The organism is Gracilimonas sp. (assembly GCF_040218225.1).
Taxonomy (GTDB): domain Bacteria; phylum Bacteroidota; class Rhodothermia; order Balneolales; family Balneolaceae; genus Gracilimonas.
This window is the reverse complement of record NZ_JAVJQO010000004.1, coordinates 630,135-655,160: the sequence shown is the minus strand read 5'-3', so window position 1 is coordinate 655,160 and position 25,026 is coordinate 630,135. Positions and strand designations below refer to the sequence as shown.

20 protein-coding genes are annotated in these 25,026 nt (G+C 43.0%); 8 read left to right on the top strand and 12 right to left on the bottom strand.

The window, feature by feature from the left end; genetic code table 11:
• The first annotated feature begins 136 nt into the window (after positions 1–136).
• Entirely contained in the window at positions 137–856 is a 720-nt protein-coding gene (locus RIB15_RS06970; protein WP_350201431.1) for an SIMPL domain-containing protein, read from the top strand.
• 232 nt (positions 857–1,088) lie between these two features.
• Positions 1,089–1,433: an AtuA-related protein gene (locus tag RIB15_RS06965; RefSeq protein WP_350201430.1), complete on the top strand. Its 345-nt coding sequence runs from the start codon at positions 1,089–1,091 to the stop codon at positions 1,431–1,433.
• Positions 1,434–1,654: 221 nt separating this feature from the next.
• On the opposite strand, the gene RIB15_RS06960 is transcribed toward RIB15_RS06965, so the two are convergent.
• From RIB15_RS06960 to RIB15_RS06940, 5 genes are all read right to left on the bottom strand, one after another.
• Positions 1,655–2,221, bottom strand: a complete 567-nt coding sequence (locus tag RIB15_RS06960) for a DUF2911 domain-containing protein (RefSeq protein ID WP_350201429.1) — start codon at positions 2,219–2,221, stop codon at positions 1,655–1,657.
• Positions 2,218–5,151 carry a TolB family protein gene (locus RIB15_RS06955; protein WP_350201428.1) on the bottom strand — a complete coding sequence of 978 codons (2,934 nt, stop codon included), beginning with the start codon at positions 5,149–5,151 and terminating at the stop codon, positions 2,218–2,220. The genes RIB15_RS06960 and RIB15_RS06955 overlap by 4 nt, the downstream gene beginning before the upstream one ends.
• Entirely contained in the window at positions 5,148–5,813 is a 666-nt protein-coding gene (trhA, locus tag RIB15_RS06950; protein WP_350201427.1) for a PAQR family membrane homeostasis protein TrhA, read from the bottom strand. Before trhA ends, RIB15_RS06955 begins: the two co-directional genes overlap by 4 nt.
• Before the next feature lie 88 nt (positions 5,814–5,901).
• A complete protein-coding gene (locus tag RIB15_RS06945; RefSeq protein WP_350201426.1) occupies positions 5,902–7,155 on the bottom strand; it encodes an Nramp family divalent metal transporter in 1,254 nt (417 codons plus the stop codon).
• Positions 7,156–7,265: 110 nt separating this feature from the next.
• Positions 7,266–8,267, bottom strand: coding sequence for a hypothetical protein (locus RIB15_RS06940; RefSeq protein ID WP_350201425.1), 1,002 nt, complete (start codon positions 8,265–8,267; stop codon positions 7,266–7,268).
• A 295-nt stretch (positions 8,268–8,562) separates the two neighbouring features.
• On the opposite strand from RIB15_RS06940, the gene RIB15_RS06935 reads away from it, so the two are divergent.
• The gene (locus tag RIB15_RS06935; RefSeq protein WP_350201424.1) at positions 8,563–11,175 is read left to right on the top strand and encodes a M14 family metallopeptidase; all 2,613 of its coding nucleotides are present in this window, start codon (positions 8,563–8,565) and stop codon (positions 11,173–11,175) included.
• Between the two features lie 78 nt (positions 11,176–11,253).
• On the opposite strand, the gene RIB15_RS06930 is transcribed toward RIB15_RS06935, so the two are convergent.
• From RIB15_RS06930 to RIB15_RS06915, 4 genes are all read right to left on the bottom strand, one after another.
• A complete protein-coding gene (locus RIB15_RS06930; RefSeq protein ID WP_350201423.1) occupies positions 11,254–11,760 on the bottom strand; it encodes a YdeI/OmpD-associated family protein in 507 nt (168 codons plus the stop codon).
• A gap of 107 nt (positions 11,761–11,867) precedes the next feature.
• Positions 11,868–12,338: a YybH family protein gene (locus RIB15_RS06925; protein WP_350201422.1), complete on the bottom strand. Its 471-nt coding sequence runs from the start codon at positions 12,336–12,338 to the stop codon at positions 11,868–11,870.
• A 107-nt stretch (positions 12,339–12,445) separates the two neighbouring features.
• Positions 12,446–13,645, bottom strand: a complete 1,200-nt coding sequence (locus RIB15_RS06920; protein ID WP_350201421.1) for an amidohydrolase family protein — start codon at positions 13,643–13,645, stop codon at positions 12,446–12,448.
• Complete coding sequence (locus RIB15_RS06915; protein WP_350201420.1) at positions 13,642–14,952, bottom strand: amidohydrolase family protein; 1,311 nt, start codon at positions 14,950–14,952, stop codon at positions 13,642–13,644. Before RIB15_RS06915 ends, RIB15_RS06920 begins: the two co-directional genes overlap by 4 nt.
• A 143-nt stretch (positions 14,953–15,095) precedes the next feature.
• On the opposite strand from RIB15_RS06915, the gene RIB15_RS06910 reads away from it, so the two are divergent.
• Positions 15,096–15,767, top strand: coding sequence for a DUF748 domain-containing protein (locus RIB15_RS06910; protein ID WP_350201419.1), 672 nt, complete (start codon positions 15,096–15,098; stop codon positions 15,765–15,767).
• 5 nt (positions 15,768–15,772) lie between these two features.
• On the opposite strand, the gene RIB15_RS06905 is transcribed toward RIB15_RS06910, so the two are convergent.
• Together RIB15_RS06905 and RIB15_RS06900 are read right to left on the bottom strand one after the other, a co-directional pair.
• The gene (locus tag RIB15_RS06905; protein WP_350201418.1) at positions 15,773–17,161 is read right to left on the bottom strand and encodes an amidohydrolase family protein; all 1,389 of its coding nucleotides are present in this window, start codon (positions 17,159–17,161) and stop codon (positions 15,773–15,775) included.
• Between the two features lie 88 nt (positions 17,162–17,249).
• Entirely contained in the window at positions 17,250–17,996 is a 747-nt protein-coding gene (locus RIB15_RS06900) for a DUF6962 family protein (RefSeq protein WP_350201417.1), read from the bottom strand.
• A 191-nt stretch (positions 17,997–18,187) separates the two neighbouring features.
• Here RIB15_RS06900 and aepX point away from each other — a divergent pair, with 191 nt between their 5' ends.
• Genes aepX through RIB15_RS06880 form a run of 4 tightly spaced genes read left to right on the top strand, consistent with a single transcriptional unit; the run spans position 18,188 to position 24,111 of the window.
• Positions 18,188–19,480 carry a phosphoenolpyruvate mutase gene (aepX, locus tag RIB15_RS06895; RefSeq protein WP_350201416.1) on the top strand — a complete coding sequence of 431 codons (1,293 nt, stop codon included), beginning with the start codon at positions 18,188–18,190 and terminating at the stop codon, positions 19,478–19,480.
• 5 nt (positions 19,481–19,485) lie between these two features.
• The gene (gene aepY, locus RIB15_RS06890) at positions 19,486–20,610 is read left to right on the top strand and encodes a phosphonopyruvate decarboxylase (protein WP_350201415.1); all 1,125 of its coding nucleotides are present in this window, start codon (positions 19,486–19,488) and stop codon (positions 20,608–20,610) included.
• A 3-nt stretch (positions 20,611–20,613) separates the two neighbouring features.
• A complete protein-coding gene (locus tag RIB15_RS06885) occupies positions 20,614–21,708 on the top strand; it encodes a 2-aminoethylphosphonate aminotransferase (RefSeq protein ID WP_350201414.1) in 1,095 nt (364 codons plus the stop codon).
• Entirely contained in the window at positions 21,709–24,111 is a 2,403-nt protein-coding gene (locus RIB15_RS06880; RefSeq protein WP_350201413.1) for an RND transporter family protein, read from the top strand.
• Here the strand turns inward: RIB15_RS06880 and RIB15_RS06875 are convergent.
• The gene (locus RIB15_RS06875) at positions 24,098–25,021 is read right to left on the bottom strand and encodes a CDP-alcohol phosphatidyltransferase family protein (RefSeq protein ID WP_350201412.1); all 924 of its coding nucleotides are present in this window, start codon (positions 25,019–25,021) and stop codon (positions 24,098–24,100) included. The genes RIB15_RS06880 and RIB15_RS06875 overlap by 14 nt on opposite strands.
• Positions 25,022–25,026: the final 5 nt, after the last annotated feature.

Below are 25,026 nucleotides of genomic sequence, written 5' to 3'. Positions count from 1 at the left end.
AATAAACGGCCACTTCTTTTTGGACTTCAGCTGGCTGTTTTTTTGTTGGGATAAGGAACAATAAATCAGAGAGTAACTACTTATTAACAAACAGATAGCTATATTTTTAGCGCCTTAATAAATTTCTTTTCTTTTTATGGATACACAGAACAATCGTAATTCTATCATACTTGGAATCGGCATAATTGTAGGTTTGGCTTCCCTTGGGTTTCTTCTTCGAAACGCGGCTATTACCTACAAAGAATATGAGCGAACAGTTACCGTAAAGGGACTGGCTGAACAGGAGCACCTTGCTGATGTTGTAATCTGGCCGATTCAATTTACAGAAGCCAATAATCAGCTTTCCGATATTTACATGGACCTGGAGCGCAGCAAGCAAAAAATAAAAGACTTCCTAATTGAGAATGGAGTGAGCGAAGAAGAGATTTCGGCATCTACTCCGTTTGTAACCGACAAGTCAGCCCAGCAATATGGTGGCGCTGATAATCCTGAATACCGATACGTGGCCGATCAAACCGTTACCGTTTATTCTGAGGATGTTCTTCAGGTGCGCGGAATTATGAATAAACTGGCTGAGCTTGGAAAGCAGGGAGTGGCTTTAACCGGAAATGAATATCAGGTGCGAACAGAATACCTGTTTAACAGCCTGAACGATATAAAGCCTCAGATGATCGAGGAATCTACCAAAGAAGCCCGCAAGGTAGCCCAGAAATTTGCCGAAGATTCTGACAGTAAGCTCGGTAAAATCAAAACGGCTTATCAGGGGCAGTTCAGCATTTCACCACGGGACAATAACAACCCGCACATCAAAAATGTACGCGTGGTTTCTACAGTCGTTTATTACCTGTCTGATTAAAGAGTTTTGCTTTTAATCGATTAATGCCAAAAGATTATTCTGAACCTTGTAAACCCTTCAGATTCCGGGCATTCGCCGCGGAATGACAACATTATGATATATTTTAGAAGCCTACCAACTTGCTTCAACGTTAATCCTACTAATCCGTTCTATCCGTGTTCCATTTTATTGTGATGTAAAGGCAAATCAGGTTATCTTTGTCAAAATTCCAGTTAAAGAAATTCAATTCATCATGCCAACCGTAAAGTTGTTAAAAATTGCCCACGGTCGCAGTGGCGACAAAGGAAATGGAAGTAATGTTGGGATCATTGCCCGGCATCCTGAGATCTACCCTTTTTTGAAAGAAAACCTGACTGCTGAACGTGTAAAAGACCACATGAAGAATGTGTGCAAAGGAGAGGTTGAGCGGTACGAGCTACCCAATATCGGCGCGTTGAATTTCATTCTGAATCAGAGTCTTGGCGGTGGCGGAACTGTATCACTAAAGCTGGATGCCCAGGGAAAAACCCATGCTTCTCAGGTTTTGCGTATGGATGTTGAGGTTCCCGAAGAGCTGTTGAAGCTGGTTGAGAATTAGTAAGGCTGTAGTGGTTTTTTAAACAATCGGCGATGCCGTAAACGACTCGCTTGCGTACCAGAACAGATATTAATCAGCGGTTACCATCTTTCCACCCATAAAGCATCTTTTCCAGTGCACAAGCGAAGGGGTTCAGCCCTTCGGCAGCAAGTTAGAAAAGCATGATTACCCTTAGCTCCGATCTCCTCTAAATCTCCTCCTTCGCAAGAAGGAGAAATTACCTATTCCCCATAAAACCGAATAGGCATATCTACTCTAATCACATCCCACTTCATGGTCATCGTGGTCATGCTGTATTCCGGTTCTGAGAATTCAATAGCGAATGACTCGACCGGAGTTTCTAAATTCTGAACCGGGAATTTCATTCGTTTATAGTCGCGCTCGGGTTTGTATTCGAATGCTCCCCATTGGCCTAATTCATGATTCAGAATAACGGTAAAAGAGTCAGGCTCAGGAATAGTAAAAAGAGCATAAGTTCCCTGACGCACGGCTTGATCTCCCATCAAAACAGGTTCAGTAAAAGTAATTTCTGTGGCTTCGTTTGCTCCCGTCCGCCAAACTTCTCCCCATGGCTCCCAATCTCCAAATATAGTGCGGCCACGCCGGTATGGCTGACCATACACTACTTTAATGTAGGTGCCTTCATGTTTGATCGAAGAAATAGCTATCGGGCTTTTTCGATTGCCGTTTTGAGCTGATTGAGGATCCTCAGGCTTTTTAGCTTCACAACCAAAAGCAATTACACAAAAAGCTACAATGGAAACACGAAGAACAAATGATTTTATCAAAATTGGCCAAATATAAATTGAGTGTTATTCCGAGTTGGCTCATATGCAAGCCCTACTCCTAAATCAAACAATAAGTTAGACACTTTGAACTGAACATGGAAACCAGCCCCGAAAATACTTCTGCTGGAAGCTACTAAGTCGTTGGCGTCCATATCGGTTAGGGTGTGTGTAAAAGTTGTTAAATAGATACTGCTGAGATAAAGTGGCACTGTTAACCCACCGGTATCAGGATACCAAACCGGAATCGTGTACCGGGTACTAAAACGACCCAAATTTTGAAAAGCAGCGTTTCCCTGTGAATTAAAGTTTGGAAACGGAGTTTTGTTAAAGCCCATTGGAATAATGGTATCGTTAGAATAGATAGGTGAGTTGCTCTGCTGTAAAAACTGCAGATCCAGGCGAAGCGACTGATTCCATATTCTTAACGGAGAAACAAAAGCAAAAGCACCATAATAAGCCGCCCATTGATTGGTAAGACTTCGGGGAAACTCTCCAATCGGGGTAGGAATTGAAAAATCAGCCTTATTTAAAGTTTGCTCATATAATCCGAAAAATGAAATTCCTGAGGATGGCTGAATATCTCTTCGATGATTTAAAATTCCGATATTCAATTGAGAAAAGAACCCTGCTTTATACCTGCTTTTAAAATCGGTAAGCTCTTCCGCCTGAAGATTGTAATATTTGAACTGTTCAGCTGATATTTCCGGTGAAAATGAGATAGAGCTTAGTCTGGTATCGCCACGAAAGGTATAATCAAAAGGAAGCGAAAAACTAAAACCTCGATCTTGCCTCATAACCGAGTAACTTTCTTGCTGATTTGAAACCTGGAAAAACTGAGGATCGCTGTATCCGCTTAGCTCAAAACCAGGATAAAACATTTTGTTGGTATAGGTGACATCATACCATAAACGGTTCTGAATGCCGGTTATCTCTGCTGAATACGCCTGTCTTGAAAGAGCATCAATGCTGGATAGCCCTGCTCCATATTGATACGTTCCCGCTTTTTCTTTCCAAACCGGATATACAGCCCGGGGCTTCAGCCAGGAAAGATCTCTGCCATAAGGAGTTTTTTCAATAGTGGAAATAGAGTCCATAGCTGCAGCACCAAGCAAAGGAGTGTTCAGTTTTGCATTCAGTGCATCACCATTCAACCTTATAGATGCTGAAACTTCTCTATTCAAAAAATCATCCTGATTCAGGATAGCAACTTTTCGCTCATTCACTTCCTGCACTATATATGCAATTTGACTTCCATCGGGTGAGTAAGAAGCCTCGAATGCATTGTATACAGAACTTGTGAGCTGAGTTACCTGTCCCGACCCCAGATTATATTCGTACACATTCATGGCCGGACCTGCATCCATACTGAATAAAACTTTCTCTCCTCCCGGGTGCCATTGCGGATCAAAAACAGATGCGTTATTAAAAGCCACATCCGGGGCTTCACTCAAGTCCTCTGAAAAAGTACTTAACGATGTAATCCAAAGAGCCTGAACACCCCTTCTTTTCAGAACTACCGCCAGTTGTTGTGGCTGCTGTGGGTTGAACCGAAGGGCAATCGGGATAGCCCCATCAAAAGTCTTACGTATTTCGACCTCACCATCTTCCATAATTTCTACAATATTCCCGCTCGAACCCGACGTCTGAATTCCCAATACCCGATCCCCGTTAGAAGTCGGAGCATAAATCCGGGCATTATGTGTTAGCTTTTTTGATTTCCCCGTTTCTAAATTCAGTTTTTGAACATCGGCAATATATTGAGTTGGAATAAGTGGGTCGCGAGAGTAGTTGCTGAAATAGAAGTCTGTGCCTTCATTGATCTCAAAATTATAATCCTCAACGCTGAATGCTTCTTTAATCAGGTTCAAGTCATTTGACTCTAAATCATATGTATAGAAGCCAATTCGGCCATTGTAAAAAGATCCGTAGAAAAGCAGTTTAGTATCTGATATCCATATTGGGCCATGAATTTCTTCGCCCTTAAAACGGGTATCAATAATTCGGGATTTTGCAGTCGTATTTATTTCGATCTCTGCTAATCGCTTTTCTTCCTTTTCTTCTAAATCTTCTTCATAAAGAGCGTACAATTGACCCGGCCACTTTCCGGTTTTTGCTCTTAGTGCAACTCCATACCCCAAAAAGAAATTATGATAATGATATCGGATCGCTTTTTTTGAAACTTCATCGCCATATTCATCATGCAGCCAATCAATAAAAGTATATCCCGAAATGTAATGGCGATTATAGGGCTGAGTGTAATCTGTAGGAATGAGCGTCTGTCCCATATTCCAGCGGCCAGGGCTTGCAAAATTGGCATTAAAACGATTATTGAAGAAACTATAATTACCCCTTCCTCCTTGTGGTGCCACAGATTCTGTTTCATAATATACCGCCAGCCCTTCGTGCAGCCCAACCGGTGCAAAGCCATGAAATGTCCGGGCAATATCCGGATAGAATATGCTGATGAAATTTGGGATGCTTGCCTTCTTATCCTCAAAGGGTTGTTGAATGTTAAAGTGAGTGGCATGAATGAGCTCGTGAGGGAGCACGGTCTCGAGCCAGTCACCCGACTGCGGATTCATCCCTTTTCCTTTTATAGCAGCAAGCTCTATTTCAGAACGAAAATTAAACGAATTTACAAAACCGTTGGACAGATCATTGTAGTTATTCAGAATCACCGGGAAGTTTCTCAGCTTTCCTCCTGTAAGTTCTGAAGTCTGTGCATAGTGGCTTTCAAGAATAGCCGCAGACCTATAGGCCAGGGAATCTTCTCCATCCGGGAAAATAATCCGAAAATGTTCTGTCTTAATTTGCTGCCAGTTCAACCCTCCGGGCCGGTTTATAACCATAGAGTTATAAAGCTGAGCTAAAGCTACAGAGGGTGCTAACAACAAAACGCAAAATACAGCAAGAAAAACTCTTTGTATCATCCTGTTAGATTGAACTGGGGTAAATAGTTGTAGACCGCCCAATAATGGGAAAAAGCTCCACCCAATACAAATAGATGCCAAATTTCATGAAAGCCAAAAGCTGTGGGAATGGGATTTGGCTTTTTGATCGCATAGATGACGGCACCAACCGTATAAAATAAACCGCCCATAGCAATCCAGTATACAAATCCGTGTGGAAGCAGCCTCCAAACCATAGGCAGAATAATGACTGAGGCCCAACCCATAAAAAGATAAATTACAGTTGAAAACCAGCGGGGTGCATTCATCCAGAATGTCTTTTTCAAAATTCCGGCCAATGCAAATAACCAGATCCCCAATAACATGCCCCACTGCCAAGACCCTTCCAACACAATGACACACATTGGTGTATAGGTGCCGGCTATCACAATGTAAATGAGATAGTGGTCCACCATCCTGAAAAATTCTTCAATGTTATTCTGCACATTCAGCGTGTGGTAGATAGCGCTGGATAGAAACATCAGGATTACAGAAATACCATAAACCATGTATGCAACCTGATGCCCGATCGGGCTTTCTGAAGCTGCCGACATTAGAAAAAAGAGCCAAAAAGTGGCAATAAGCGCTCCCAGATAATGGGAGTAGGCGTTAAAAGGCTCTCTTGGCGGGAATATTGTTTTCAATGGGAATATGTGTTCGATTGATTATATAGAAATATAGAGGATTTACATGACCAAATCCCAATGGTTAAGCCAAACAGGTTCAGCGACCTTATCCAACAAAACGCCAGTAAAAAAACAACAGTGCGAACGCGGTCAAAAAAGCCATCCCCAGCCAGCTTAATACTTTAAGCCATGTTCCTGGCTGATGGTCTTCCGGAGTAAACCGTGACATAATCAGACGATAGTTTATGAAAGCCAGCGCCGGTGCGGTCAGAAAAGAAAGCGAAGTGGCAAGATCAATGATATAGGTAAACTGACTTCCGGTAAGCCAAAGCACCAGCATGGATAAGCTTGAAATCAGAAAGAGCAATCCTTTGTAGGAAAAAAGCTTTGATTCGCTAACCCCGCTTTTCATTACCCGGATAATTTCGCGTGTTACCCGTGGATATGAATCCGTGACCGTAAGCGTGGTACTGAACATGGTCGTAAAAGCACAAATGATAATGATCCAGTGTGCCCAGTTGCCCAGCGTTTGCGTATAGAGATCAATGAGCTGTTGGGCAAATGCCGCGCCAGATGATGAAAAACTCACACCCGACCCAAACATGACCAAAGCACCAAGCGATAAAAAGATCAGCGCTAAAATAGAAGCACCCACATATCCAATATTGAAATCGAGCAGACTGTCTTTCAGGCTCGATTTGTGCTGCGTTTGTTTATTACGCTCCAGGCTCCATAACGAATGCCAGGCGGCCGCATCAATGGGAATCGGCATCCAGCCCATCAAAGCAATTAAAAAGGTAACACCAGCGACATCCCAAACCGAAGGCGCTTCGGGCAAAGCTGAAGGCGACGTGTCAAACCAGGCAACCATAAATGCGACAACGGTTGAAAGCGTTAAAACTACCATCACCACTTTGATCAGGGAATCGAGTGCCGAATACTGCCCGCGAAAAAGTACCCCAATACAAATCAGTAAAATGATGATACTCCAAACCAGCAAGGGTAATTCAATTCCGGTTAATTCTACAGCCAGGCTTGCAGTAACGATGGTCACCGCCGCCTGTATGGCAAACATCGTCCCAACGGTAAAAATGATATAAATCCACAGTGCCCAGCTGCCCAGTTTTTTGTAGCCGGCAATCAGGCTTTCCCCGGTTGCAGTGGCGTAGCGCGGTCCATATTCCAGAAAAGGATATTTCATCAGGCTGGCAATGATGACAGCCCAAACCAGGGTAAATCCGTAATCAGCTCCAGCTCGTGTAGATTGCACCAAATGCGAAACCCCGATGGCGGCCGCTGCCAGAATAAGCCCCGGCCCAAACGCATATTTGAAAGTAGATTTAACTTTTTCCGACTCCATATCCCGATCTGTTGCTTTCTATTCGAGCGGATGATAACGAAAAAATACTATCCACTGAAACAGAGACAACATGCAAATCTGTTGATATTCAGATATGGATTGCCAAATAACTAAACGGTTTCTACTTCCATCGACTCTTGCTCATCCAGATTATCGACCTTATCCAGCTGATCCAACTTCAAGTAGTCTGTAAGTTCATCTTTAAGCTCATCCATAATGGTTTCCGGGTGCGTTATCTTTGTATAGAAAACCGTGAAATAGACAACCTTTACCGATGTAACCACCCGCTCGAAAAGGTTACTGAATAATTTACCCATATACACGGCTATAACCATTGGGACAAAGGTTATCATAGTTGGTTCTCCATTGAAGTCTATCTCTGATGCAGGAAAGTAGTCGGTAGCAAACACGCCTAGAAAACCTGCTAACAATATCAACATAACATAAATAGGTACTGCAACTCTTCCTACTATTTTTCCCAGGAAATCGATACCAAAAACACCCACCAGAGTTTCGGGAACCTGATTTTTCAGATTCTTCATTTTTTTTACGCTTTCACCTATCTCCAGCCTGTCGACAGCGACCGATGGCAACAAATAATGGTTAACCAAATCCCATACTTCTTCTATTCCGGATATAATCAGGTTCAAAATTGCATTCACAATCCCCTTCCCAACAAATTTCCCTTTTTCCATTAGCGCCATGCCAATGTCGAACCATGCAAGCTTACGGGTTTGAGACTTAATTTTTTTACTATAAACCGTTGCTCCTCTATAAGAAGGATCTTCTCCAATAATCGTTTGATTTACCGTCCAGCTTAACCTTACTTCCTGCTTGTTGTGGTAAAAGTGCTTGTACAAAAACAAAAGGAAAGAAATGAATAACGCCCACCCTTCCAGTGGAAATTCATACCAATTACCCATCACAAAATAAAAGAACAGGGTTACCATCACAAAGTTATAGATTGCCATACGAATCCATGGTTTGATGATATCTTCATCACGCCCGATTACAGTAAATGTATTTTTAACTAATGCCCCAACCGCCTTCAAACGATCCTTAAAAGGAAGTTTGTCTAAAGACTGTCCTGCTTTCTCGAAAGTATATGCCATTATTCAGTACCCTTTTGATTGATCTTTCGGACCATTCATGTTCTGTCCGCTATCCTATAATTACGTAGACTCTTAGTATATAAGTTCAAATACTTTTAAAAACTTGACCTCACTCTGCTGCGGAATACCTTTTTGAGTTTATGCCTAATACCATCAAACCTCTTTTTCTTGCTTTAGCGCTTTAGTGGCAAAACCCTTATCGGCTCAGCGAGGAACTTTTAAAAACTTTTTTCATTTTGAACTGGTACCATTCAACGCGTTATTGAAGTATCAACCAGCACAAATCAAACGAATTATGAAAGCTCTCTTTACTGCTCTTTTCTCTCTGCTATTCGGGGTGATGACTCACGCCCAGGTTCTGAATCCTGAGCCCGTCACCCTTGATTATTTCCTGCCGGATGGCGTTAGCTACAATTCTGAAATTCCTACTCCTAAAGATGTTCTTGGTGCTGAACTGGGGGAATGGCACGTTCGCCACGACCAATTGGTGAATTATATGTATGCCGTTGCGGAAGTATCCAACCGGGTCACTATCACCGAATATGCACGCACTTACGAAAACCGCCCGCTGTTGATGCTCACTATCACCTCACCCCAAAACCAACGAAATATTGATGCAATTAAAGAAGAGCACTTAAAGCTGACCGATGCTTCTCAATCTGAAAGTCTGAATCTTGCTGAAATGCCCGTTGTGGTTACGATGAGCTACAGTGTGCACGGAAATGAACCAAGTGGTTCCAATGCATCGCTGGCAGTTGTATATCACCTGGCCGCAGCGCAGGGATCTGAGATTAATGAGATGCTCGATAATACGGTAATTTTGATAGACCCAAGCATCAACCCGGATGGGCTGAACCGGTTTGCACACTGGGCGAATATCCACAAAAGTAAAAACGTGCTGGTTACCGATCCTCAAAGCCGGGAGTTTGATGAAAACTGGCCCGGCGGTCGAACCAATCATTACTGGTTTGATTTGAACCGCGACTGGCTGCTAATGCAACACCCCGAGAGTAAAGGTCGTGTGGCTAAGTTCCACGAGTGGGTGCCACAGATTTTGACTGACCATCACGAGATGGGAACCAATGCGACCTTCTTTTTTCAGCCTGGAATTCCTTCGCGAACGCACCCAATCACCCCGCAAAGAAATCAGGATTTAACCGGGGCTATTGCTGAATATCACGCCGATGCGCTGGACGAAATTCAATCATTGTATTACTCTAAAGAAAGCTTCGATGACTTTTATTACGGAAAAGGCTCTACTTATCCGGATGTTAATGGCTCGATTGGAATTTTGTTTGAGCAAGCCAGTTCCCGCGGACATGCACAGGAAAGCATCCATGGAATTCTTGAGTTTCCGTTTACCATTCTCAACCAGTTTACTACTTCCCTTTCCACACTGGAAGCCGCCCAGAGCCTCAAGGAAGAGTTACTCGCTAACACCCGGGAATTTTACCAGGAAGCAGCCGAAGAAGCTGGTGATGCATCTATCAAGGCATATGTATTTGGGGAGGAAGCTGATCAGGCCCGAACCAAGCACCTGGCCGAAATGCTGAAGCGAAACCAGGTTGAAGTGTACGAACTGGCAAGAGACTATAATGACTTCAAAGCCGGAAAAGCTTATATCGTACCCACCAACCAAAAGCAGTATAAGCTGATTACTGCACTGTTTGAGCGGCGCACCGAGTTCACTGACAGCCTGTTTTATGATGTATCTGCCTGGACCATGCCTTATGCTTTCAACCTGCCTTTTGCAGAATTGAACCGGGGATATAACAGCAATATGCTGGGCGGTGCTTTCTCCCTGGGAGACTTAGATTTAAACGGAGAACTCAACGGTGGAAAGGCCCGATATGCTTATGCTTTTGAGTGGGATGAATATTATGCTCCACGTGCCCTGTACAGGTTATTAGCTAATGGAGTCCGGGCTAAAGTTGCTTCCCGAACCTTTAAATCCGTCACTGAAAACGGAGCTAAAGACTTTGATTATGGCACCATTGTAATACCGATGGGAGTTCAGGATCATCCCGAAAAAGTACACGAGCTTATTCAAACCATCACGGAAGAAGATGGGCTGACGGTCTATAATCTCCCAACCGGATTAACCCCTGCGGGAATTGATTTGGGAAGTAATAACTTTGAGAACCTTCAGGATCCTAAAGTAGCTATCATTGGCGGATCGGGAACCAGCTCATACGAAGTAGGCGAAGTGTGGCACCTCTTCGACCAGCGTTACCACATGCCGGTTAGTATTCTTGAGTATAATGAACTGGACGGAGCAGATCTCGATCGCTACAACGTGATTATTTCCAGTGGTTACGGAATGAACGACCGTGCTGCAGAAAACCTGAAAAACTGGGTTCGTGAAGGAGGAACATTGATCGCTTATCGAAATGCGCTTCGCTGGGCAGAATCTCAGGGCTTGGCCAATATCGAATTTATTGATGATGAGGACGAGGAAGATGAAGAAGGTGAGGAAGATGAAGAAGGTGAGGAAGAAGAAGTGCAGGTTCGTCCATATGTGAAACAAGGTCCAGATTCGGGAGCAGAATACATCGGTGGTTCTATTTTCAATGCCAAGCTCGACCTTACCCATCCGCTTGGTTACGGATACAATGATGATGACATCACGGTTTTCCGCAGTACAACTACCTTTATGAAGAAAGGCGAGAATCCATATTCAACACCGCTCTACTACACCGATAATCCACTAGCCAGCGGTTATAGTAATGATGAGAATCTCGAAAAAGCCAAAGGCTCTGCTGCTATTGTAGTGAGCCGATTAGGTGGCGGAAGGGTTATCGCCATGGCAGACAATCCAAACTTCCGTGCTTTCTGGTATGGAACCAATAAACTGTTTGCCAACGCCGTTTTCTTCGGCCACACCATCAGCGGAAGCACAGCGAATTAATTTCGAACATTGAACTGAACACTAAACACTGAACTTTGAACTTCCCCGTTCGAAGTTCAGTGTTTCTTGTTCGATGTTCTAATCCCTCGGGGGCAACCCTAACAACTTCCGCATATCAAATTCATCTTCGGGAAGAGCCTTCAGGTTATTGATCAGCATGATGGCCCGGTCTATTTTCTTCTGACTGCTTTTTACCTGCGATACATAGTGGATAATGTATCGCTGTTTACTAGGTGCCAGCATTTCAAACCGTCGTTCACCTTCATGATCCTGTTCTAGCAAAGCTTCTAATTCTTCCGGCATTTCCATCCCGTATTTACTGTGGTCTAATTCGAGCGTCACCTCAACTTCATCTCCCTTATTCATCCCATATTTTTTCATCCGCTTTTTATTTACGGTGATATAGGCATCTCCTCCTCCCAAAGCGACCATTCCGCCATGAAAAGCTTTATGGCTGCCAATGGAAACCATCAGTCGTGTACCAATACCGCCCACTTCTTCCACAATTTCCGCCGGTACGGTGATGTGGGTAAGCTTCAGCTTTGGCAGGTAATCGATATGAGATTTGAAGGTGATGGGTTTCATAATTTAACTTATTCTGTCATCGCGGACCTGATCCGCGTTCTCCTTGTGCAATATCCCAAATATTTCAGGGAGATTCCGCATCACGTGCGGAATGACTGCTTGTATTCTTACTTCCGGTAATTGACCGATTTAAATTTTCCTTCTTCATCAATGATGTTTGTCTCTGCGCCGGGTATAATGTCAGTGTTGTGAGCTGACACACATATCCAATGCCCCTCCTTTTTCTGAACTACAAAGCTGAAAATATTCTGACGGAGTGAAGGTGTTTTGACTTCCCCTTTCGCCGTTTGATTTTTGAGTCGCATTCGGGCATGAACCACGGCAATATCATCGGATAAATTCTTAACCGATGTTTTTCGAAGTACTAAATCCGATTCACTGAATATCTTTTCAAAGCCATAGGCATGCGCTTCACGGATATCATACCGGTTGTGCCACCACAGTCCTACCACATTCACAAACTCGGCATCTTCAGAAAATAATGAAGCCAGCATATCGGCATCCCGCTTCATCCAGGCTTCAACAAAAAGAGCCGGAATATCCTCCGGCTCTGTCGCTTTTTTATAGTTTTTTGGCATCACAATGATTTAACTATTAACGTGATCATCCCAAACTCATATTTAGAGCCTGTTCAGATCCTGAATCAAGTTCAGGATGACAACGATGAAGATATAGAGAGTCTCTTTTACTTCACCTTCTCACCGTTTATGATAACCCCGGTTACGTTGGTTATGTACTCCAGCGGATCGCCATCAAACATGGCTACATCGGCATCTTTACCAGCTTCCAGTGAACCTACGCGATTATCAATACCCAGTAGTTCAGCTGCATCGATGGTAAGTACTTTTAGCGCATTTTCCATTCCCAAACCATTAGCTGCGGCTACCCCTGCTTCATAGGAGATTACCCGGGTTTTTGGAACGTATCCTTCGTACCCGCTCTGGAAAGCAATTGGAATACCCGCTTCATACAGCTTTCCAGCTGTTTCAAAACTGGCATTTTTGCTATCGCCGTAGGTTCGAATCATGGTTGGGTGAATAATGACCGGGTGCCCTGCTTTTTTCAATTCATCAACAATCAAATAAGCTTCCGCGGCTCCATCCAATACCATTGGAAATCCGAATTCTTCCTGTAACCGAACCGCCGTCATGATATCATTGGCTTTATGAACGGTGACCAAAGCAGTCAGCTTTCCTTCCAATAAATCGGCCAGTGCTTCCATGCCCAGATCCATGGAATATTCTTCGTCCCCATTTCTCTTTTCCAGATAGCTCTGAGCTTTAATGAATTCCTGCCGAAGCATGGCAATTCCTTTGGAACGTGTTCCCGGCTTGCTGATCTCACGACTCATATTATTGCCAAGCGTGAATGCCAGCATTTTTGCAGGAACGATCGTCGATTCTTCTACCGTCTCACCCGCTGTTTTCACAATCATTGTCTGACCGCTAATTAAAGCACCGGGTCCGTGACCGGTATGTACCGTAGTGATGCCATGATCTCGTAAGTGTCCAACCAATGCCTCTCGTGCATTATAAGCGTCAATAGCTCTGAGCTCGGGCTGAATGGCACTGGAGGTCTCCAGCTGATCCTGATCATGATCCTGATTCAGGTGTCCGGCTAAGCCAACCACAGAATGTGCATCGATAAAACCCGGAGTAACAACTTTAGCCTCGTGTACTTCATAATCAGATGGAATATTTACGTCAGAAGCCGAACCTACCCGTTCGATTTTTCCATCTTTGATAAGCACCACGCCATTGGTGATCGGGTCACCGGCCATGGTATAAACCGTTTCTCCTTTAACTGCTATTTGTGCCTCAGCCGTGTTAAAACTGAATACCAGAAGCAGTGCCGGAATTAATAATAGTTTTTTGAATAATCTCATTGTGAACCTCCCATTTCATGATGCGTGTGAACTTCGCCGCGGAATATTTCATATCCACCAGCCGCGTATTTTCGGTCTTCTTCATTAGAACGATCCCACACTTTGGAACCTTCTATCCAGGTTTGTTCCACATGGGTGTACACACTGAACGGGTCGCCGGAAAGAATAATAAAATCGGCATCTTTGCCTTTTTCAAGCGTTCCGGCACGGTCTTCAATATCCATCATTTTTGCATTGGCGATGGTTACGGATTCAAGTGCTCCTTTTCTGCTCATTCCCTCGCGAACTGCTAATGCTGCAGATCTTAGGAAAAGACGGGAGTCGGTTATACCGTCATCAGTATGAAGGCCAACCAGCACTCCGGCATCCTCAAGGTATTTACCATTCGCATTCTTGATTTCAGCTGCTTCCAGCTTTCCTCCAAAAGAATCGAGGGTAATGATTGAAGCAGGAACACCAGCCTCAGCAATTTCCTCTGCTACTTTCCAGGCCTCACTCACATGCTGAAGAACTAGTTCATAACCGAACTCCTCCGACAACCGAATGGCCGTTAAAATATCATCATGTCGGTGCGTGTGATTGTGAACCGTTCTTTTCCCTTCCAGCACTTCGACCAACGTTTCCATTCCAATATCACGGGGAGGCATTTTGCTTTCATCGCCGTCCGCAGCATCAACTTTTGCTTTGTACTCCTGAGCTTTCACAAATAAGGAACGAACCATAGCCGCAGATTTTGCCCGTGTTCCAGGGAACCCACTTCCACCTAACGGATTCGTTCCGTTGGCCATTTTCAAGCCACCATAAATAGTTTTGTCCTCATCCAGATAAATCAGCATATCTTCAATGGTGTTGGCTTCACGGAGTTTCAGGTAAACAGTCTGACCGCTCATCAAGTGTCCGGAACCTGGCATGATATTAACTGAGGTAATTCCTCCCGCACGTGCTTTTCGGAATGTATCACTTCGTGGGTCGATTGCGTCCATAATGCGCACATCAGGGTGCAATGCTGACGAACGGTCTCCGCCATCTCCTTCTCCAATGTGTGAGTGCGTATCCACAAGTCCGGGCATAATTACTTTACCAGACATATCATGCACATCAGCACCGCGAGGAATACGAGTATTTGGACCGCCAACGGCCGTTATTTTTCCATCTTCAACAACAAGAACTCCGTTATTTATCGGCTCGCCGGAGATTGGTATGATTTGAGCACCTGTAAATGCCTGTGGAGTAGATTGTGAAAATCCATTTACCCCAAACAAAAGAGCACAAACCAAAGCGAGCAAAAGGCTTTTGGTTAGCTTCATAGTAGTGGTTTCGTAGTTAGTGTTAATTGGTTTAATTTATAAAAAAAGAGCTGGGAGAAAAGGCTTCTATCGTAAAAAGTAGAAAATGGAACAAGAAAGCATTTAACCCCTTTAATTAACCGAATATGAATTAAACAAAAAGAATGAAAAATAAAGGTTTTAAAATCTTTGGCGGAATTCTGGCTGTTATTGTCGCCGGATTTCTGGTTTTAACTCTTTCCCTGGATGGAATTATAAAATCGGGAATTGAAGAAAATGGATCCAGATTATTACAGACACAAGTGAAAGTAAATAATGTGAATATTTCACCTTTTAATGGTTCAGGAAGTATAGAGGGTTTTACAGTCGCAAATCCAGATAAGTTTAGTGATAAAAATGCCATCAGTATTCAGGAAGCCTCCATCAGAATTGATTTGGGAAGTCTTCTTTCTGATGAAATTATAGTCAGGGACATTACGGTAAAATCACCTCAGCTTTATTTTGAGCAGCAGGGATTTGGAGCAAACCTGAAAACACTTAATGACAATATGAGCCTATCATCTAAAAGCTCTTCAGAAACAAGGCTGATCATTGAGCATTTGCTCATTGAAAATGGACAGGTTACTGTGAGTACTGACATAGATAGAGAAAGAACGGCTACCGCTGCCATCGAGTCTTTTGAACTAAACGGAATAGGCAAAGATGGAAGTAATACCGTTCAGCAAAGTGTACAACAAGTAATCAAGCCATTAATTGAACGAGCAATTACCGAAGCCATCAAAGGCGGTGTAGTTGATCAGCTGGAAAATAAAGTCGATGATTTATTAAACAACTAACCTATCTACTGGGCATAATAGGTCTCAATTTCAGCCAGCTTTTTGTCGATCATTTCGCGTGAATACCATGTTCCCTGTACCATTACACCGGAATGGTTTCGAATTGCCGACAAATCTTCCAGCGGGTTTTGATTGACCAGAATCAGGTCCGCACGCTGACCTTCTGCTATCGTTCCAAAGTCATCCCAATCAGCAAAGTATTCACCTACATTTTTGGTGCCGCTCCGGATGATCTCATAGTTGGTCATATTGGCTTCTTTCATCAGCGGTAGTTCGCGATGAATTGAAAAACCAGGCACGCTGAAAAGCTGTGGAGCATCTGTACCCATCAGGATCTTAACTCCGGCTTTATTCATTTCTTCCAGCAGCTTCCGGCGCAGTTCAGCCTGAGCCTGAGGGTCACCCATCGCATAACCTGTTTGAGGATTTTCTGCAAAGTTGAAGTAATTCTGTTTTACAGCATCCGGAATATATTTCAACTCATCGTACTGCTTCATAGCTTCATAATCAGCCGCGCCAATGATGGTTTCCCAGAGTGCTTGTGTAGGCACAATCCAAACACCAGCATCTTTTGTCATCTGGATGATTTCCGCCATTTTGGTTTTCTTTTCACTTCCTTCAAATTGGTTCAGATAAGCTACATATCCATCAATATGATCCATCGTTAATTGCCCCATCTCTATGGCATGGATTATTCCTACATCCTGAGGTACATGGCCACCAAAATGAATGCCAATTTCATTCGCTGTTTCCGCCATGGCATCGTATTCGGGGCGAGTCAAACCGGGATGAACTTTCAGTAAGTCCCAGCCTTCTTCTTTCTGCTGTCTTACACGTTCCCGGGCTTGTGCCGGAGATGAGACTGTATTTCCATTAAAGCTCGGGCCCGCCAGATATAAATTCGGCCCGATCAATTCTCGATGAGCTACTTTGTCTTTCAATTCCAGCTGGTTTGGATAGCCCAACATCCCCCGAACGGTTGTTATTCCAGCAGACACATACAGAAAAAGTGTGTGCTCTACGTACTCATCATTAAAGTAGGATGGTGCATTGGGGCCGGGATTGGTTGGAGGAACGTGTCCATGCATTTCAGCCAGGCCGGGCATCAGGTACTTTCCGGTACCGTCGATAACCGTATTATATGTGCCTTCCTTTGTATCACCTTCTTCCGCCGGACTTATTCTGGTGATTCGTCCACCATTTACAAGTACAGTTTGGTTTTCAAGAATCTTACCCTCTTCCGTCATCGGCAATACAGTCACATTCGAAAACGCAATAGTTTGAGTATTAAGATTGTCACTATAGTGAACTGATTCATCGCCAAAAGACGACCATCCCATGAGAAGCACCGCAGAGAAGAATAGTATTGAGAAAAGAGTCAGTATTTTTTTCATAATCTGGGCATAAAGTTGAATGATTTCTCAATTAAACAGAATTATCGCTTATAAACCACTATTTAGGATTTCAGATATAAATTTTTACTTAAGCTGACACACCCCTGAAACCATCCTTCACCGTTCCCCAAAAAGTCCCTTTATCTTCCATAATATCTTCTGGTTTCAAGATCTCCAGTCTCAGTGCTCCGCGGTAAAAGAAATACATGCTTATAGCCATCACGGTATGAGCTACATCTAAATGGTTGAACCATTTATGAATGCCAATTTCACTGGTATAGAAGAAAGCGGCGAGTGTGGCAAAAATCACCGTCAGAAAGAAAATACGGCTGCCGGCATTGCGGGTGCGCCAGTACACCAGGAAATGTAGCGGAAGTACCACCAGCCCCAACCCATATGCTGAATGCACCTGGATGAAAAAGAAGTTCAGCGTTGTGAAGGTAATCACAGCGAAGGTTAGCAACTCAACCACATTTGCCACTTCCAGGAATTTGCCAAATTTATCATTGATTACCGGTTGTGCGTGCATAATGGAAGCCCGTTCAATAGCCATCACAGCCAGCATACTAATCAGCCAGCCCGGAAGCTTCCACGATAAACCCACCGCATATTGAAAAGCATGTCCCAAAATTCCACCAAGGAAAGTAGCAATGGCCATAATCAAAAAGTACCATCGAATATATTGATGAACCTTCCCTTGTTTATTCAGCTTCGTCAGCTTGATAAAAGCATACACACAAACTGAAGTGATCCAAAGATCGGTAAAGGTTACCATCGGCTCCATGATGGTAATATCAAACACTTCAATGGATGGTTGTCCTGACGCTGACTGCATGTCTCCTTGTTTTGAATTCAGTTAAAAACGAGTCCATAGAAAATAACAGAATTAGAATAATTCCCGAATCTTTTAAAAGCCGGGACTGGAATCAGGGGCAAAATAAAATCAATATAATTCTAAAAGAGACTGCGATTTGACTCATTCTTGCCTTATTTTGACTCTCTTTAATAAAATCAATCCACTTTTAGATGAAACAAGTTTACGTAGGGATGGGAACAGATCTCATTCATCATGGTCACATAAATATTATTGAAAAGGCAAGAGAGTTGGGAGAAGTAACCGTTGGTTTATTATCTGATGAAGCTGTCACCAAATTCAGCCGCATTCCTTTTCTGGAGTATGAAGAACGAAAACGTATTTTGGAAAACATTAAAGGAGTCAGCAAGGTTATCCTCCAAAAAACATTGGATTACGAAGACAACCTGAGAAAACTCAAGCCCGACTATGTTGTGCATGGCACCGATTGGAGAGTAGGGCCACAAAAACATGTTCGGCAAAAAGTGATTAACCTATTGGATGAGTGGGGAGGAAAGCTTATTGAGCCTGATTATACCGAAGGGATTTCATCATCAGGATTGCGGGAAGCATTACGGGAAATTGGAACCACTCCTGACGTCCGCCGGAAAATGCTGCGTCGCCTGATCTCAGCAAAACCCATTGTCAGAGTCATGGAAGCCCATAACGGAATTTCAAGCCTGATTGTTGAGGAAACTAAAGTAGAAGAGGCTGGTGAACTACGGGAATTTGATGCCATTTGGGTGAGTAGCCTGACCGATTCTACCGCCAAAGGTAAACCAGATACTGAGTACGTAGACCGCACATCCAGAATTCAAACCATCAACGATATTCTTGATGTAACCACCAAACCTATCATTTTGGACGGCGACACCGGGGGGCCCGTTGAACACTTTGAGCTCTTGGTTAAAAACATGGAGCGTTTGGGCGTCTCTGCGGTGATCATTGAGGATAAAGCCGGCTTGAAGAGAAACTCTTTGTTCGGAACAGATGTGAAACAGCAACTCGAAGATGTGGATGTTTTTTGTGAAAAGATCTCTCAAGCCAAGAAAGCCCAGGTAACATCAGACTTTATGATCATTTCACGTATTGAAAGCTTGATAGCAAATGCCGGGATGGATGAAGCGCTGAAACGAGCGAAGGCTTATATTGAGGCCGGCACCGACGGCATCATGATTCACAGCCGGAAAAAAGATGGCGAAGAGATTTTAGAGTTCATGAAAGAGTATCAAAAGTTTGATTATAAGGTTCCGGCTATTTCGGTGCCTTCATCGTACAATCAGTTTACCGAAGATGAACTCATTGAGGCTGGCTTCAATGTAGTGATTTATGCGAACCACTTGTTGCGCAGCGCCTTTCCTGCTATGAAAAGAACAGCAGAATCAATTCTCACCAATAAGCGCTCACTTGAAGCTGACGAATATTGTATGTCTATTAAAGATATTCTGGAAATACTTCCAAACTAATAGCTATGCTTAAACCCGCTTTTTTATATAACCAGCTGGAGAAACATGGAGTCGACTTTATGCTAGGCGTGCCCGATTCGCTGCTTAAGCACTTCGGCTCTTATGCTTTTGACAGGGGAAATGACCTGATCGCTGCTAACGAAGGCGGTGCTTTAGCTATTGCTGCTGGATATCATCTGGCAAGCGGGAAAATACCACTGATCTATTTACAAAATTCAGGCTTTGGTAACATTGTAAATCCACTTACTTCTCTCACTGACGAAGAAGTTTATTCTATTCCTGTCCTGATTATTGTTGGATGGAGAGGGCAACCCGGAACCGATGACGAACCGCAACACATCAAACCTGGGAAAACCCAGGAAGAACAACTGAAAGCGCTGGGGCTGCCATATACTATTCTGAGCAGTGATGAACAACAAGTGGAAAAACAGCTCGCTTTAGCCTTTGATACCATGAAGAGGAAATCTTCCCCATATGTGCTTCTGGTTCCCCCAAACACTTTCGAGGGATATACTTTTCAGGGCGATTCAAAGGAGAAATCTTATTCATTGAAGCGAGAAGAAGCGCTTGAGAAGCTTATACTGAAATTCGGTGAGGATGATATCGTAGTATCCACAACCGGAAAGACATCTAGAGAACTCTTCGAACTCAGAGAAAAACATGGACAAGGTCATCATCGTGACTTCCTTACGGTGGGCAGTATGGGCCATGCTTCTCAAATAGCCCTCGGAATTGCTTTACAGAAAAAGGAACAGTCGGTTTTTTGTATTGATGGCGATGGAGCAATGATCATGCACATGGGTGCTCTGGCTATTATTGGTGAGCAACAACCTGCTAATTTTCACCACATTTTGATTAACAATGGAGCCCATGAGTCGGTTGGAGGACAGCCCACAGCTGGGTTTACCGTTGATTTTGGAAAGATTGCCGAAGGATGCGGATATAAAAAAACATTCAGGGTTGATGACCTGAACTCACTGGACAAAATCTTTGATGATTTTCTGAACTCGAAAGGACCGGTCTTACTAGAGATAATGACACAAACCGGAGCCCGGTCAGACTTAGGACGCCCCACCCTTTCCCCAACTGAAAACAAAAGTAATTTCATGCAATTTCTTTTAGAGGAATGACCAATGCAGGAACTTGAACGAAAAATTTTACTAAACCCCGGTCCCGGCACAACTTCGCAAACCATTAAAGACGCATTGGTGGTAAATGACATCTGCCCCCGCGAAGAAGAATTCGGGCAGATCATGAATGAGATTGTGAGTGGCCTGTTAGAAATCGGTAATGGCCAGGATGATTACGAAGCCTGTTTATTTGCCGCCAGTGGCACCGGGGCTGTTGAAGCTATATTGACATCAGCCCTTGATACTTCAAAAAAAGTACTGATTGTCACAAACGGAGCTTATGGGATCAGGATGAAACAAATTTGTGAGTCCTATCAGCTTCCCCACGAAACCATTCATGAGTTTGGTGATTACCCAGATTTAGAAGCTATTAAAGAAAAACTACAGGAAGGAAATTTTACGCATTTAGCAGTTATTCATCATGAAACCTCAACGGGTATGATGAATCCGCTGGAAGAAATCTCTTCACTTTGCGATGAACTGGATATCACGCTGATCGTGGATGCTATGAGTTCATACGGAGCCTATCCTATCGATCTAAGTAAATTAGAGATCGGCTATTTGGCAGCCTCATCAAATAAGTGCATTCATGGGGTTGCGGGACTTTCGTTCGTTATTTTCAAAAAAGATCAGATACAATCTCTCGAAAAAAGCTCCGGTAGTTTTTATTTTAATTTATATAAGCAGTGGAAATATCTGAAGGAGAACAATCAACTGCGCTTTACTCCACCGGTTCAGGTGTGCTATGCATTTAAGCAAGCCATTGAAGAAACCTTAAAAGAAACACCGGGAAAGCGCTGGATACGCTATCAACAAAACTGGCAGGTTTTATATGACGGGTTAAAAGAACTCGGATTTGAGTTTTATTTGCCGGATGAACAACAGTCAAAAATTCTGATCGCAGTAAAAAGAACCGGCATTCTTCCTAAAGACTTTGATCATTTCCATGACTTTTTGTACACAAAAAACATCACCGTTTATCCCGGTGTAATACCAGAAACAGATACATTTCGTATGGCAGTAATTGGTGATTTGTATGAAGAAGACCTGAAATACGTGATTTCTGAGATTCGATCCTATCTTAAAGCTGATTCGTAAATGAAGATTCGTAAAATACTGATCGTTCTGGTTGTCGGTTACCTCATTTCATTTGCTTACTTGCTAAACCGGGCAATGAATCTGGAGTTTAATGGCGAACTGATAGCCCTTCTGCCCGATGACAACAACCACCTGAACACCTATAAAAAACTTGAGCAACTAAATTCTACCGAAGGTGGGTTTTCACTCATCATTCGCTCAGTTGACAATAAGCCGGTAATTGACGCTGCCCATTCTATTCGAGATACATTTTTGGAGCTTACAAACAACGGCAATCGGGTTTTCAGAGGTGCAGAATTAGAAAATGATTTATATGACATCCGGAAATCTGCATTGTATTTAATGACGGAAAGTGAACTTGATCTGCTTTATAAAGAGATAAAAGACTTCGTCACCCAAAAGAAACTGGAAGCTAATCCACTATACGTTAATTTTGATGATGATGAGGTAGTGGATGAAACTCCGGATTTAGAATTAGGGAATGTTCCTTCTGTGCTTCTTGAAAATATCGCCAATACCCGCCGGTATAATATCAATGAAGATAGTACCGTAATCAGCATGCTATTCCTGCCTGATTTCTCAAAAAGCGACTATACACAAGTTGAACAGACCTACCTGCTTTTACAACAAGAGAAAAACAGCATTGAGGAAGAGTATGCTGGGTTGGAGCTATATTGGGGAGGTTCCTACATCGATCACTACAACAAAATTAATGACGTACAAGCCTCGATAACCAAAGCACTTGTGATAGGTGTGTTAAGCCTCATTGGTTTCCTTGTAGCCTATATGATATTCATAAACCGAAAGTCGGCATATAAAGCAAGATACATCGTAATAGATTTGGCGTTGATGTTCTTCGTGCTGTTTTCCGGGTTTATCACTTCCATTGGTCTTTCATCATTTTTATTTAATGAGATCAATGTATTCACCGGTATTATTTTCAGCATTTTGTTCGGTATTAACCTGGACTACATTCTCCACCTGTATTCAGCTAATAAGCAGCATCCACCGAATCTCACCTCGATTCGCAGATTATTATCATCCTACCTCTTCTCTACCCGCCCCATTCTCTTAAGCTGCCTGACAACCGGTCTCGCAATAATGAGTCTTATTTTTGCTGAATTTGAAGGCTTTATCCAATTCGGGATTATTTTCTTCATCAATATTTTGGTGAACCTCTTTTCTACGTACCTGTTTCTGCTTTTTTCGCCGTCTGTTACAAAAAACACCAATGCCGGGAATAGCTCTCTGAACTTATTTGATGCACAGTTCTTCAGACTCGGTAAGCCGGTTCGTTCAATCGCGCTTCCATTATTTTTAGTGGTAACTTTTGTTGGAGGTTATTTAGGCACACAATCTCTTAGCTTTAACTTTAACTTTTCTGACCTGGAGCCACAATCAAGTTCCACACTATATGATTCCTTCAGCTCACAGACTCAAAAAGGTGGCGACTACCACGAACCATCATACTTTATCACCGAAAACATTGAGCAATCAAAAGCGCTGTTTTTTGAGATAAGTGAAGGCATTGGAACTCAGTATAAGGACATTGAACGGGTAGAGTCATTTTCCACCCGCTACCCGGCCGATGATTTGGAGTTCAATGTTAAGAATCAAAAGGTGGATTCCATCAAACAATTGCTGGACGAAAATGAAGAGTTCCTGGTAAACCTGGACGCAGAAGAAAGAGAGGTTATTGAAATTGCCCTGAACACAATTCCCCCTACTATTGAAGGCTTGCCGAAATACATTAAAAATCGCTTTTTCTATAAGGACGGGAGTATGGCACCTTTGGTGATTATTTATCCGGCAATGAGCTTGTCTAACGGGCAGACATCCATTCAGTTTAGAAAAAGCTCTGGCTCAGTTAGTTTAGATTCTGGCAAAACATTTTATGCGGCTAGTACTTCCATCATTGCTTCCAGTATTCTTGAACTGCTGATTCAGGAATCAACATTTCTTTTTGTAGTACCCCTCTTTACTATCTTTGGGATACTATTAGTGTACTACCGCTCCCTGTTAAATGCGACACTTGCCGCAGCTCCGCTATTATTAAGTATTGGCATTCTGTTAACCATCAGGTCGGTTTTCCAGTTCGACATTAACCTCTACAATGTCATTGTCTTCCCAATCATTATTGGTGTAGGAGCCGACAATGGAATTCACCTGGTTGACTCATTGATTAACAACAGGTTAGAATTTTTTGGGTATTTCTTTACAGAAAGATTCCCAGTATTAGCCGCCTGTTCAATTACCACGATTTTGGGATTTATCGGACTGCTGTTTATCGATCATCCGGGGATGGAGTCAGTGGGAATTCTTGCTGTTACAGGAATAGCAGTAACACTTCTGGCAACATATCTTACATCACTTCTTGTACAGACTTACCTTATAAAGAAGTAAGATCCCAATCTCGGATTTCCTTTATAATCCTCTGATCTACCTGATTTTGCTTCTTCCCAACTAATAAATAAAGCCCGTAAGAGGCGATATTCGCGATTACGTAGATGTCGATGCGCCCAAACAAACTGGAAACAAGGATGCCATTTCGCATCACATTTGAGCCGCAAACCCAAGCCCATCCTGCCAGCATTTTACGGCTGTTACGTTCATAAATTTCTTTGAATTTTTGAGGATCCTGTTCCCTCGCTTCTTCAAAAATTCGGGTTGTTTCATCGCTCCTGAACTTAATCTTGTTTTGGCGCTTCACATAATCAATCAAGATGGGATAGGTAACCTTTCGAAGCAGAGAGGAGGACCTGTCAAAATTTTCTTTGATATGGTCTACCGGAGGGTTACGGTGTTTTGAGTCGGTAAGGCTAAAGTGAAGAAATTCTCCCTTATAATATTCATACAAGTTCGACTTGATGCTATGCACATACCCGGAAGTAAGACCCAAAGCTAGAATACCGGCAAGAGTATATGTATCCGTAAAATACAGCAACCCGAATAGATAGCAACTGATAAAAACCAGCATATCATTAAAAAAATCGAGGTACTTCCCCATTTCAGAACGCTGATCGTAAATGCGGGCCGCTTGTCCATCCGCGCTATCCATCAATCCTGCAAAAGTCACCAGTACAAACCCGATAGATGTGTACAACAGAACATCCTGCCAATACAATAATATCCCGCCGGTTACTCCAATCAGCATACCTAACACAGAAATATTGGTAGGGGTAAATTTTAGCTTATGAAAAAACCTGGCAAGCACATATCCGCAGGGGCGACTGAAATAAAGATCATAACCTTCCTCAACAATTTTATTCTTTATCGACTTGTCGTACTCGCTGAAAAAACCCTTCGAAGACATCTATG